This window comes from Mesorhizobium sp. B2-8-5 (genome assembly GCF_006440675.2).
Lineage (GTDB): Bacteria > Pseudomonadota > Alphaproteobacteria > Rhizobiales > Rhizobiaceae > Mesorhizobium.
The window spans coordinates 2763904-2776727 of the sequence record NZ_CP083951.1 but is presented as its reverse complement, the minus strand read 5'-3'; the positions used below and the strand labels follow the sequence as shown (position 1 = coordinate 2776727).

General features: G+C 61.5%; 12 protein-coding genes. 3 read left to right on the top strand and 9 right to left on the bottom strand.

Translation table 11 applies throughout. From position 1 onward, the window contains the following. Positions 1-7: 7 nt before the first annotated feature. Positions 8-1069: a LacI family DNA-binding transcriptional regulator gene (locus tag FJ430_RS13535; RefSeq protein WP_140640499.1), complete on the top strand. Its 1062-nt coding sequence runs from the start codon at positions 8-10 to the stop codon at positions 1067-1069. Between the two features lie 87 nt (positions 1070-1156). Here FJ430_RS13535 and FJ430_RS13530 read toward each other — a convergent pair whose 3' ends face one another. The 9 genes from FJ430_RS13530 to ehuB form a co-directional block, all read right to left on the bottom strand. Beyond that, positions 1157-2191: an ABC transporter permease gene (locus FJ430_RS13530; RefSeq protein WP_140640501.1), complete on the bottom strand. Its 1035-nt coding sequence runs from the start codon at positions 2189-2191 to the stop codon at positions 1157-1159. Next, complete coding sequence (locus FJ430_RS13525) at positions 2188-3726, bottom strand: sugar ABC transporter ATP-binding protein (RefSeq protein ID WP_140710430.1); 1539 nt, start codon at positions 3724-3726, stop codon at positions 2188-2190. Before FJ430_RS13525 ends, FJ430_RS13530 begins: the two co-directional genes overlap by 4 nt. Before the next feature lie 75 nt (positions 3727-3801). Next, positions 3802-4872, bottom strand: a complete 1071-nt coding sequence (locus FJ430_RS13520; protein ID WP_140710428.1) for a sugar ABC transporter substrate-binding protein — start codon at positions 4870-4872, stop codon at positions 3802-3804. Positions 4873-4933: 61 nt separating this feature from the next. After that, positions 4934-5701: an SDR family NAD(P)-dependent oxidoreductase gene (locus FJ430_RS13515; protein WP_140640507.1), complete on the bottom strand. Its 768-nt coding sequence runs from the start codon at positions 5699-5701 to the stop codon at positions 4934-4936. 695 nt (positions 5702-6396) lie between these two features. Continuing rightward, positions 6397-7146, bottom strand: a complete 750-nt coding sequence (locus FJ430_RS13510; protein ID WP_140640509.1) for a GntR family transcriptional regulator — start codon at positions 7144-7146, stop codon at positions 6397-6399. Beyond that, positions 7143-7922: an ectoine/hydroxyectoine ABC transporter ATP-binding protein EhuA gene (gene ehuA / locus FJ430_RS13505; RefSeq protein ID WP_140640511.1), complete on the bottom strand. Its 780-nt coding sequence runs from the start codon at positions 7920-7922 to the stop codon at positions 7143-7145. The genes FJ430_RS13510 and ehuA overlap by 4 nt, the downstream gene beginning before the upstream one ends. Next, positions 7919-8578: an ectoine/hydroxyectoine ABC transporter permease subunit EhuD gene (gene ehuD, locus FJ430_RS13500; RefSeq protein ID WP_140640513.1), complete on the bottom strand. Its 660-nt coding sequence runs from the start codon at positions 8576-8578 to the stop codon at positions 7919-7921. The genes ehuA and ehuD overlap by 4 nt, the downstream gene beginning before the upstream one ends. After that, the gene (ehuC, locus tag FJ430_RS13495) at positions 8575-9303 is read right to left on the bottom strand and encodes an ectoine/hydroxyectoine ABC transporter permease subunit EhuC (protein WP_140652706.1); all 729 of its coding nucleotides are present in this window, start codon (positions 9301-9303) and stop codon (positions 8575-8577) included. Before ehuC ends, ehuD begins: the two co-directional genes overlap by 4 nt. 57 nt (positions 9304-9360) lie before the next feature. Further along, the gene (gene ehuB, locus FJ430_RS13490) at positions 9361-10224 is read right to left on the bottom strand and encodes an ectoine/hydroxyectoine ABC transporter substrate-binding protein EhuB (RefSeq protein WP_226892181.1); all 864 of its coding nucleotides are present in this window, start codon (positions 10222-10224) and stop codon (positions 9361-9363) included. Between the two features lie 231 nt (positions 10225-10455). On the opposite strand from ehuB, the gene FJ430_RS13485 reads away from it, so the two are divergent. Both FJ430_RS13485 and FJ430_RS13480 read left to right on the top strand, forming a co-directional pair. Then, positions 10456-11637, top strand: coding sequence for a M24 family metallopeptidase (locus tag FJ430_RS13485; RefSeq protein ID WP_140710426.1), 1182 nt, complete (start codon positions 10456-10458; stop codon positions 11635-11637). A 36-nt stretch (positions 11638-11673) separates the two neighbouring features. After that, positions 11674-12822 (top strand): M24 family metallopeptidase, encoded by a 1149-nt coding sequence (locus FJ430_RS13480; RefSeq protein WP_140710424.1) that lies wholly within the window; start codon positions 11674-11676, stop codon positions 12820-12822. Positions 12823-12824: the final 2 nt, after the last annotated feature.

The following is a 12824-nucleotide window of genomic DNA, read 5'->3' as shown; positions in this document are numbered from 1 at the left end:
TAAATGGTTGTCTGGTTCGACCGGTATTGACGGGGGCTCGGTGAGAAAAGGGATCGACAAGCCGGCGACAATTCGGGACGTGGCGCGTGTCTCCGGCGTTTCTGTCGGAACCGTTTCACGCAGCCTGAATGCTCCTGATACCGTGCGGCCGGGAACCCTCGGCAAGGTACGTGCCGCGATCCATTCCCTTGGTTTCCAACCGGATTCGCGCGCGCAGAATATGCGCCGCCGCAACACGATGACGGTGGGCTTCGTCATCGATGATATCGCCAATCCATGGCATGCGAGCTGTTTCAAGGCGGTCGACTCGCAGATGCGCGAGCGCGGCTTCTCCCTTTACCTCATGAGCACCAACGGACGGGCATCGGACGAAGCCGCGGCCATCGACATGCTCCAGCACGGCCGCGCGGACGGCATGATACTGACGATCAACAACGAACAGGATCCGCGCACCATCAAGCGGCTCAAGGAATTGCGCGTGCCTTCCGTGCTTCTCGACCGCGACATACCGCTGGAGATCGACGCGGTGCTGACCGAGCACGCGACGGGCTTGAGGCAGGCGACCGGCTATTTGATCGAGCTCGGTCATCGCCGCATCGCCATCATCACGGCGGGCAAGGACATAAGGCCAGGACGCGAGCGCGTCCGCGGATTCGTCGAGGCGTTCCAGAAAAGCGGGCTGGCCGTGCCTGAGCATCTGATCCGTTCGCAAAGCCTGTCGGCGGATTTCGGTTTCCGCGAAGCCACTGCCCTGCTCCAGATGCGCGAACGCCCGACAGCCATCATAGCGGCAGGCAATCGTATCCTGGTCGGCGTGTTGCGTGCCCTCCAGCAGCAAGGCGTTTCGGTGCCGAACGATATTTCCCTTATCGGATGCGACCGCTCCGATGTGGCCATGCTTTATCCCGGCCCTATCACGCTTATCGACCGCCCGGTCGAGGAGATAGGACGTACGGCAGCACTGCTTCTTCTTGAACGGCTGGGCGGCCAGGCCGATCGGCCAGCGCAACGGATTTCTTTTCCGACGCACCTCATTCTCGGCGGCTCTTGCCGGCCGGTCAGCGATTAATTCGTTCTTGGGCACTCAGCCAAGGAACTTGCCCGAGCGACGCCAGCCTCGAAACGCCAATTGAAAATCGCGTGTGCCCGAGCGCCCTCAACCGTGCAAGGATTCTCGCCGCAGCTCCGCACGTCGCGTTCGATGATATTTGATCAATCGGTCGAGTGAGACGGCAAGCACGGTCACCGCTCCGGTAACGAAGGTGCTCCACGTCGCATCGATGCCAAAGAAGATCAACCCGCTCGAGATGACCTGGATGATCATCATGCCGATCACCGCGCCGATGATCGTGCCGTGCCCGCCAGATAGCGGCGTGCCGCCGATGATGACGGCGGCAATGACAACCAGGACGAAGTCGCTGCCTTCATTCGGATCGATGGCGCCGCGAAAGCCCAGATACATTGTGCCCGATAGCCCGCATATCGCGCCCATCAGCACCAAGGTCTGAAGGCGCACCCGGGCCGTCGGTATGCCGGCATGCGTGGCGGCTTCCGGATTGCTGCCGACCGCTTGCACACGGTAGCCGAAACGCGTGCGGTGAAGCACAATGTGCATTGCAATCGCCAGCAGCACGAACACCAGCGCCGCCACAGGCAAAACTCCGAACAGTTTGTAGGAAATCACCCAGAAGAAGCTGCTGCTCTGGTCGGACGGTACGATCGCCCTGCCGTGGTTGACCACCAGCGACAGCCCCTGGAACATCGAATAGGTGCCAAGCGTCACGATGATCGACGGCAGACGCAGCGTAACTGCAATCAGACCGTTGACGAGCCCGAGACAGGCCCCGAACACGATGCCGGCCAGCGCCGCAAGCCACGGGTCGAACCCCGCGACCATCAGAAGCGCTGCAATCACCGCCGAGAAATTGAACATCCAGCCGACCGAAAGGTCGATCTCCCGGATCGCCAGCAGAAACACCATGCCGATCGCCAGCATGCCAAGAAACGTCGTGTTGCCGAGCAGCGAAAACAGGTTGATCGGATTGAGGAAACGCGGCCGGGCAACGCCGATCACCGCCATCATGACGGCAAGCGCGACAATCACGCCGATCTCCTCCGGCATACGAAAGCGCCACTTCGGACCGTCCTGGAGCCGTGGAGCGATTGTTTCTGTGCGGTCGGCTTCGGTCATGCCCTGTTCGTTTCTTGCTGCGGATTTCGAATCCTCCCCGGCATCTCGCCCGTGTTGACAAGATGGAGGATGGAACGGCTGTCCATGGCGCCCGAGGAAACAATGGCTGCCAACCGCCCCTGATAGACAACCACGATGCGGTCGCAGAGACCGATGAGTTCAGGCAATTCGGTCGAGCTGAACAGCACGATGCCGCCATTGGCGGACATCTGACGGATGAGGCCGTATATTTCTCGCTTGGCGCCGACATCGACGCCGCGCGTCGGATCGTCCAGCAGAAAGACTTGCGGACCTATCTCCAACCACTTCCCGATCACGACCTTCTGCTGGTTACCGCCCGACAGCGAATTCGTCAGCGCGTGCGGTCGGCCTTTGATGCGCAAAGCCTCGATCTGCCGGCCAGCGCGGCCCAGGGCGACTTTTGGCGAGAACCACGACGGGCCGTCGTCTCGCGCGCCCACCACGATGTTGGAAATGTTGAACAGGATCGACTTGTCGAGCATCAGACCGTTGCGGCGGCGGTCTGCCGGCACCAGGCAGACATTGCGGCGGGCCGCATCCGTCGGATTTTTTGGCGGTCCACGCCCGTCGGGAAAGCGGACCTCCCCCCTGCGCGCCCTGCGCAGTCCAAACAGGATATCGAACAGGTCTGAAATGCCGGATCCCTCGAGCCCGGCAAAACCCACGACCTCGCCCGACCGAGCCGTGAAATCGATCTGACGCAGCCTGCCGCCGCCGAGCCCGCTGACGGCGATCTCTTTCGCAGTTCCGGCTCTGGCAGGCAGAGCAGGCGGAAACAGCGCCTCGCGTTGGCGTCCGATCATGCCTTCGATGACTTCTGGAATGGTAAGCGCTGAACGATCCCCGGTCAGCACATCGCGACCGTTGCGGGTTATGGTGATGCGGTCGCAGATTGAAAAAACCTCTTCCAGCCGGTGCGAAACGTAAATCATGGTGATGCCGCGCTCGCGGATGCGTTTCAGCACCGCAAACAGCTTCTCGGTCTCGCGCTGGTTCAAAGCCGAATTCGGTTCGTCCAGGATGAGCAGGCGGGGATTTTCAAGGAGCACCCGGCACAGTTCGACAAGCTGCCGTTCACCTATGCTCAGACGGTTGACCGGTGCCCTCACGTCGACATGAAGCCCCAATTCGTCAAGAAGCGGCCGGCATCGTTCCTCCATAACCGTGTTGGAGATGAGGCCGCGGCGCACCGGCTCGCGGTTGACGAACAAATTGGCCAGAACCGAGCGCTCCGGAAAGAGGCTGAGCTCCTGGTACACCATGCCAATGCCGTGCTGGCGTGCGGCGTTCGGTCCGTCGATGGCGACAGTGGTGCCGTCAAGTTCTATGGTTCCGCTGTCCGGTCTGACGACACCGGCCAGCACCTTCATGAGGGTCGACTTGCCGGCGCCGTTCTCACCGACCACGGCGTGGATGGTGCCGCGTTCCACCGCCAGGCTCATATCGTCGAGCGCAATGACGCCGCCATAATGCTTGGCGAGGTTGTGCACGGATATGATGGGCCGGTCGGACATCTGTGCTTTGCAAGGGACCCAGACAGAATCGGGGGCGGCTTCCGCCACCCCGCTTTCATTCAAACGATGCGGTGCTTATTCGGATTCCGCGGAAATCGGCTTCGGCGTCGCCGACAGCATGTCGGCCGTGAGCGTCTGCGTCCAGGACTTGTAATAGGCTGCGGTCGCTTTCGGATCGGCCGCCAGCTTCTGTGCCTCATCGAAAGAGATCGGCGTCAGCCCGTTGCCCATGTCGACCTTGTCGGCGGTCACGATCTGCGAACCGGCATTGTAGAAGCCTGGATCCAGTTTCTTGCCGCCCTTGATCGCATTGACCAGCAGCGCGACCGGCAGATAGCCCTGCACGAAGGCGCTTTGGCCGATGGTCACGTAAGCGTGGCCTTCCTTGACGGCCTTGAGGTTCAGTTCCGTCAGATCGTAGCCGCCGGCCACGAACTTGTCGCCATTGGCGGCGTTGAGCTTGCCGAGGCTGGTCACGTCCGGCGCGCAAAGGCCGATCAAGGCCACCGCGTCAGGATTTGCGCTATAGAGCTGTTCCCAATGATTGTAGTTGTCGACCGCCGAAACTTTGACATCGAAAGGTCCCAGCACCTTGATGCCGGAGGCTTTGGCGAGCGATTCCTCGACACCCTTGGCGCGATTTTCCAGAACCGGGAAACCGGGGAAGCAGTTGCCGATGATGACCGTTCCCTTGGCGCTTTCGCCGCCGATCTTGTCCAGCACCATGCGGCCGAGAACGCGGCCGCTCTCGACCGATTTTTCACCGACATAGGGTGCATTCACCGCCTTCGACAGCAGGTTGAACTGCACGATCGGCACGCCGCTCGAGATGGTGTCGTTAAGACCCTTGGCCATGGATTCGCCAGGCACCGACGTCGCTATCCCCTGGGCGCCTGAATTGGCGAAATTCTGCACCAGCTTCAGCTGCCCTTCCGGTGCGCCGCCGGCCTGTTGCGCTGTCACCAGCTTGACGCCGAGATCGTTGGCGGCGGCCTGCGCGCCATCCTGGATTTGCTGCACGAACGGGTCGCCCTGCGCATGAGCGACGAAGCCGATGGTGATGTCTTCAGCGAATGCGCCTGACACGCTGAACGCCAGCACCAGCGCGCCGAGCGGCAATGTCGTCTTGAACCTTGTGATTGCCATGTGAATTGTTCCTCCCTTTTGATCGTTATCGGTCTGCACGTCTTCTTCTGATGGAGCCGGGTCAGATGGCGGTCAGGCCGCCATCGACGAACATGAAGGACCCGGTCATATAGGACGCGTCGTCGGAAGCCAGGAACGCCACAGCGCCTGCGATCTCTTCGGGCTCGGCGCCACGCTTCAATGGGATGTTCTGTATCTGCCATTCATAGACTTTAGGGTCGGCAACAAGTTCCCGTACGATCGGGGTCAACGTGAAACCGGGAACAACCACATTCACCCGGATGCCTTCCGGCGCATGATCGACAGCCATGACGCGCGACAGGCCATGCACTCCGCCCTTGCTGGAGCCGTAGGCGACATTGGCCGGCGTGCAGCCCGACATGCCGGTAGGCGATCCGGTCAGCACCACCGCACCCTTTCCGGCCGTCGCCTTGATCGCGGCGACGCCGTGTTTGCAGCTGAGATACATGCCAGTAAGATTGACGCCAACGATCTCGTCCCACACCGCTTTGGAAAGCCCGTCGACTTTGCCGTCGCGTTCGCCGGAGAATATCCCGGCATTGGAAACCAGAATGTCGAGGCGGCCAAACCTGGCGACGATCGCCTTGAAAGCGGCCTCGACCTGGGATTCGTTGCTCACGTCGGCTTTCAGCGGCAGCGCTTCGCCGCCCGCCTGCGCGATCTGCTGCGCGGTTGCCTTTGCGCTCTCCTCGTTCCAGTCGAGTATGGCAACCTTGCACCCCTCTTCCGCAAGACGCTTGGCCGCCGCCTGCCCTATGCCGGAACCTGCGCCCGTCACTGCGGCAATCTTGCCGTTGAGGCCCCTCATCAGTGCTCCTCCGCCGGCCGATCACGGCAAAAATGCGCCGTTGGTCGCGCCGATGCATCAAAACAATATCGTTTCCACGATACCTGTCAAGGACGATGACACCGTTGATATTGCATACAAGGATTTGCTCGTAACACTCACAACATAAAGCAGTTTGTGGTATGGAAATAGGAATTGTCGAGCTTATATCGTTTCCAATTGGTGGGTCGATTCAAACGTCATATTGGACTTCTTGGCTTGCCGTTTTTTCGACGGCTAAGCCTGCCTGCCCCCAAAATCCCACGTTCATATCGAGGGCCGCATCGAGGACGGAACCCGACATCGGCTCGTTCAAGGGCATCAAACTGAGTGTCAGCACGGGTCATCGGCCACAACACCATCTCCGTCGACGACCGTGACCCCTCGGCTCGCGGATTTCAAATCCAATGAATGTAGAAGCCGGCGCAGGCACCAAGAATTGCGACTTCCAAGTTCCTGCGACCAAAGCGCCTGCTGTTGTCCGCTTCGGGTCGGATAACGTGGACGACGCGGACAAAACAGGGAAGCACGTCAGGGGTAGGGATTGGGATGGCTAGGAAAAAACCTGGCAAACTTCAAATTGGCGAAAGTCAAAAGGTTCATCAAGGCGCAAGTTGGTTCGTTCGAACTTCGGCAAAGGAAGAGTCGTTAATCGCCTGAGCAGGCGAGTGCTCGGACTATTTTTCTTGCCGTACCAAGCGATCGCTGTTCGTGTCTTTGGCATGACCCCCATGCCGCATCATGCGTCGAAAGCTCATTGAGATATGCGCACGCCTGATGTGTCCGATCGACTCCCAGTCGCCGATCTCCGCCGCGGCCAGGACCTCCTCCATTTCGCGCCGGAAGGCCGTGAACTCCTCCACCAAACCTAGTTGCGGCATCATCTTCAGGACGACACGCGCCACCTGGAAATACAGTCTCTCGCTGATCTCGCGCAGGGGCTGGTTCCCTGTCATGGCGGTCAGTTCAGAGAAGAAATCCATGTTCAGTTGCAGGAAAGCCCGCTGATCCGGATTGAGCATATCGGAATCACAGCGTGCAATCAGTGCCCGGATTCGGTCCAGGTCGGCGGCCGTCCGCGGGATCGGCGAAAGCTTGCCGACCAAAAGCGCCAGTTCCAGACGCAGGTGATAGACCTGCTGCAATTCCTCGATATCGACATCGGTGACTATGGTGCCGACGCCGTGGACGGATTGAACCAGACCCTCGGATTCGAGGCGCGCCAGCACGCGGCGGACCGGCGTGCGGCTGATCTCGAATTCCTGCGCGAGTTCTTCCTCGGAGAGCCGGCTTCCCGGCGGGTAGTCGAGCAGGCAGATGCGATCACGCAGGATCCGGTAGATACGCTCGAACCGTTCCCGCGCCGAAAGCGGTCGTGGCGCGTCTACGATCGCGGTGGTGGCCGAGGCATCCGTCTCCAGCGTCATCCAGCCTCCAGGACAGCGTGCAGGAACTGCCGCGTCCGCTCGTTCTTAGGGGCACCGAACAGCTCGCCTGGCGGTCCCTGCTCGCATATCTTGCCCTGGTAGAAGAAGCAGACGCGATCGGAAAATTCCTTGGCGAAGCCCATCTGGTGCGTGACCATAAGCATCGTCAAATCATGCTCGCGGCCGATTTGCCTTATCACTTGCAGCACTTCGCCGACAAGTTCCGGGTCGAGCGCGGAGGTCACCTCGTCGAACAGCATGATCTTGGGCCGCATCGCCAGCGCCCTGGCGATGGCGACGCGCTGTTGCTGGCCGCCGGAGAGCTGGGAAGGATAGTGGTCCTTCTTCTGTGACAACCCGACCATGTCGAGAAGCTCGGCCGCCCTCGCCTCGGCATCGGCCCGCTTCATGCCAAGCACGGTTATCGGCGCCTCGATGCAGTTGGCCATCGCCGTCATGTGCGGAAACAGATTGAAGGACTGGAAGACCATGCCGATCTTCGCCCGGATGCGGCGGATGTGAGCAAGGTTGGCAGGCACCAGCTTTCCATTCTGCTGCATATGCGTCAGCGGCTCGCCCTCGACCCAGATGACGCCGTCATTGATCGTCTCCAGCGTCATCAGCATGCGCAGCACGGTGGTCTTGCCGGAACCGGACGGACCGATGACGGAAACCTTCTCGCCGCGCGCGATTTCGAGGTTCAGGCCGTCGAGAACAGTCAACGCGCCGTAGCGTTTGGAAACATTGTCGAAGCGGACCATCGGTTGTTCCGTCATCGCGCGTTCCTCCGGTTGAGCAGGCGTTCAAGGGCACGAATAAGCGCGGCCGAAACCAGGCTCATCGCGAGGAAGAACAGGCCGACCAGTGTGATAGGTTCGGTGTAGCGGAATGTCTCGGAGCCGATGATCTTGGCTGTCTGCATGAGTTCCAGCACGGCGATGGCCGAAAGCAGCGGCGTCTCCTTGAACAGCGCGACGAGATAGTTGCCGAGTGCCGGCACGATCGGCGGGATGGCCTGCGGAATGATGATGTCGCGAAAGGTCGTCCAGGACGAGAGATTGAGCGCGATCGAGGCTTCCCATTGGCCTCGATGGATATTGTCGAAGCCCGCTCGATAGACCTCCGAGCAGTAGGCGGCATAGTGGATGCCAATCGCCAGAACACCGGCCGTGAACGCGTCGAGCACAAGGCCGAATTTCGGAAAGACGAAATAAACAAAGAAGATCTGGATGAGCAGTGGCGTCGAGCGGATCAGTTCGACCAGCACCGAGATCGTCCAGCCTGTCCACGGCACGGCGATGCGGATCACCGCCAGGATCAGGCCGAGCGAGGCCGCGATGGCGAAACCAAGCAGCGTCGCCTCTATGGAGATGACGGCGGCGCGGGCCAGCACCGGCAGGATCTCGAGGGCAAAACTCCAATCCCAGATCATGCTGCCTTTCCTCGTGCCAGGCCGAGCGAGGCTCGCCTTTCGAGAAGCCGCATGCCGATGGAGACGGTGAGCGACATGGCGAGATACATCAGCAGCACCAGCGTGAAGATCGGAATGGTCTTGAACGTGTTCTGGTTCATCTGCTGCGCCTTGAAGGCGAGGTCGGACAGTGTGATCAGCGACACCAGCGCGGTCGACTTCAGCAGCTCGATGAACAAATTGCCCCAGGGCGGGATCATGGCGATGAAGGCTTGCGGCAGGATGATCCGGCGCAGCATCTGCGCACGGCTCATGTTGAGCGCCGTTCCCGCTTCCCACTGGCCGCGCGCGACCGACTGGATGGCACCGCGCACGCATTCGGATCCGTAGGCCCCGACATTCAGGCCAAGCGCCAGAACGGCAACGGGAAATGCGTCGAGCGTGACGCCGAATTGCGGCAGCACGAAAAACAGCCAGAACAACTGCACCAGCGCCGAGGTGCCACGAAAGATCTCGACATAGACCGTCGCCAGCCATCTGAGCGGCGCCGGACCATACATGCGTGCCAACGCGGCGAGCACGCCCATGACGACCGCCAGTAGGCTGCCTAGGACTGCGATCTCGATCGTCAAGGCGGCGCCCTGCAGCAGTCCCGGCAGGAACAGGCTGTATGTTGCCTGCGTGGCCAGCACGGCGATCAGGGCCAGCGAGACGACCAGCATGCCAACGAGCGTGCGGATACCCATCTGCTTCTCCGAGGAAAAAAGGGGGCGGCGCTCTCACACCGCCCAGCAGTTGGGAACTTATTCGCCCTTGCAGAGCTGCGCGGTTGTCTTATTGGGCAGATAGTCCTTGCCGAAGCCGAGCGGTTCGACCAGCGCAATGTGTTCCGGCGAGCCGATGAATTTCTTCAGTTCGGCATTGAACGCTTCCTGCAGATCGGTGTCTTCCTTGCGGAAGCCGAAGCCGCCATGCCCCTTCACCGACTTGCCGGCAACCTCGCCGAAGGGCTTGGTCGATTCGACGCCATCGGCCTTCTTGGCCATATCGGCGATCGACAATGCGGTAAGCGCGGCGGCGTCGGCGCGCCCTGCCTGGACGGCGGCGACGAGACTGGACTGGTCGGGCAAGGCGACGATCTGCCCCGCCGCGACACCTGCATCCTTGGCGTATCCGCCCTCGACCGCGCCCGCCATCACGGCGAGCTTGAGGTCCGGATTATCCTTGATGCTCGAATAATCCTTTATGCCCTTCGGATTGCCCTTGGTCACCAACATGGCCTGGCCGATACCGTAGGACGGTTCGGAGAAATTGATCTCGGCGCACCGCTTCGGATTGATGAACATGCCGGCGGCGATGATGTCGAAGCGCCCGGCCTTCAGGCCTGGGATGAGCGAGCCGAATTCGGTCAGCACGCCGTCGACCTGCGCAATACCCATCTTGGCAAGCACCGCCTTGGCGACTTCAGGCGCTTCACCGGTCAATTTGCCGTCGGGCGTCGCAAAACCAAACGGCGCCTCGTTGGCGAAGCCGACACGGATGTAGCCGTCCTTCTTGGCCCGCTCGAGGGTCGTCTCCGCATGGGCCGGCAACGCCGTGAATGCGGTCGCGGCGAGCGCAAAGCCGGCGGCCACCTTCACAACCGTGCGGCGAGATATCTGTGACATGAGCATGCATTCCCCTTTTCTTTTTGACGATTGCCTTGGCTCGGACGACGTTTCTCCTCCGTCGCAGCGAGCGTGTAAGACGTATACAACTGATCTAGACATATCGCAAGACACGCTGTACGAATCCTGAAAAATCCGCACATTCGGATCGAGTGTACGATCGAATAGCCGATAGTTGTGCACAATTATGCTATTTTTCTCGAATTGACGCGGCGGTCAGGGGAAACGGGTTTGAGCGGCTCAGCCAGCTTCACAAAGGCAGAATATGCACGGCGCCTGACAGGCGTGAAGCGGCGCATGGAAAGGGCTGGCTTCGATCTCATCATCTGCCAGGACCCGGCAAATATGTGCTGGCTGACCGGCTATGATGGGTGGTCCTTCTACGTGCCGCAGTGCGTGCTCGTCCATCTGGAGGAAGATCGGCCGATCTGGTTCGGCAGGGCGCAGGATGCCAAGAGCGCCTGCATGACCACCGGCCTGCCTGAAGAAAACATCGTTTCGTTCTCGGAGCGGCTGGTTCAGCAGCCCGTCGAGCATCCCTATGACGAGCTCTCCGGTCTGATCCGGACACGCGGTTGGGGACGGGCGCGGATCGGCGTGGAAATGGATGCGCACTATTACACGGCGCGCTGCCATGCCCATCTCGTCGGCGGCCTGCCCGAAGCGAACCTCGCCAACAACCACGACCTGGTCAACTGGGCCCGGCTGGTGAAATCGGACACCGAACTGGCGTTGATCCGCCAGGCCGGCGCGATCTGCAGCAATGCCATGAACCGCGCCATCGAAAAGATGCGCCCGGGCGTGCCGCAGAACCACGTGATTGCCGAAATCTATCATGCGCAGATCATGGGCGTGCCGGGCGCCGGCGGCGACTACGCCGCGATCTGTCCGCTGATGCCGGTCGGCGAAGGCACGAGCACACCGCACCTGACCTGGTCGGACGCGCCACTTCCCGACAGCGGGCTGGCCATCATCGAGATCGCCGGCGTGCGGCGGCGCTACCACGCGGCGCTGACCCGGACCGTGCATTTCGGCAAGCCGCCGACCGCCCTCTCCGACATGGCCAAGGTGATCGTCGAAGGCGTCGATGCCGGTCTCGATCTGGCACGGCCCGGCAACACCTGTGAACAGGTCGAGGCCGCATGGCAGGCGGTGCTGCGCAGAAACGGACTGAAGAAGGAAAGCCGCGTCGGCTATCCCGTCGGCCTCGCCTATCCGCCGGATTGGGGCGAACGCACCGCAAGCCTCAGGCCTGGCGACAAGACCGAGCTGCAGCCCGGCATGTGCTTCCACTTCATGGCCGGCGTCTGGCTCGACGATTTCGGCGTCGCCATTTCCGAATCCTTCGTCGTTACCGAAGCCGGCGGCGAACGGCTTTGCGACGTGGCCCGCGATCTCATCGTCATTGACTGACCACCACCCGACAGCCGGTAACTTCAAGGATACCCAATGGACCGCAATCCCTTTTCCGAAGCAGAAATCGCCGGCCGCCTGTCGAAGGTCTGCACTGCGCTGGCAGAGCGCGGGCTTGATGCAGCTATCTTCTCTGCGCCGGAAAACATCTTCTACCTCACGGGCCTCGACCATTGGGGCTACTTCGCGCCACACTTCCTGATCATCCCGCTCGGCGGTCGACCGGTTCTAGTCACGCGGTCGATGGAAAAGGTGACGATCGAGAACCAAGTGAAGGCGGCGGATTTCCGCGGCCATTCCGACAGCGAGACGGCCGCCGACCTTGCCGCGCGTGTCCTTGCCGAGCTTGGCCTGACGGGCAAGCGCATCGGTCTCGAGCACTGGACGTCGGGCCTCAGCCACGGCCTCGCCCTGAAGCTCGAGGCGCAGGCCAACGCCAAATGGAGCGATGTCTCCGGGCTGGTCGACAGGATGCGGCTGGTGAAGAGTGCCGAGGAGCAGGCGCTGATGCGCCGCGCTGCAAAGGTTACGGATGCCGCTGCCGGTGCAGCAATCGCAGCGATTTCCGACGGGGCTGCCGAGCAGGAGGTCGCTGCCCAATGCGTGGCGGCGATGATCCGCGCCGGCGGCCACGCGCCCGGCTTCGGCCCGTTCATCCGTCCCGCCGCCAGGCTTGGCGAAGAGCATACGACCTGGGGCGACGGCATCTACCGCGCCGGCGAGCCGGTCTTCGTCGAACTGTCCGGCTGCATCTCGCGCTATCACGCGCCGCTCGGCCGGCTGATCCGCATCGGCAGCATCAAGGATGAAGACGCGGCGATGGCCGAGGTCACAGCCAAGGCATTCGATGCCGTCGTCAAGGCGCTCAAGCCTGGCGTCAGGGCGCGCGACGTCTACGGTGCCTGGCAGGGCGCCGCAGACGAAGCAGGTCTCTCGCATTATCGCCGCCACCATTGCGGCTACCTGGTCGGCATCGGCCAGCCGCCATCCTGGACCGGCGGCAACTCGGTGACCGGCCTGAGGCATGATTCCGATCTCGAGATCGAGACGGGGATGAGCTTCCATATCCTTTCCTGGCTGATGGGCACCGGCCGCGGCGACCATTTCATCTCAAACACCGTGCTGCTGACCGACGCGGGCGCTGAAGTGCTGACCCGCACTCCGGCCGGCCCGATCGTCCGCTAGAC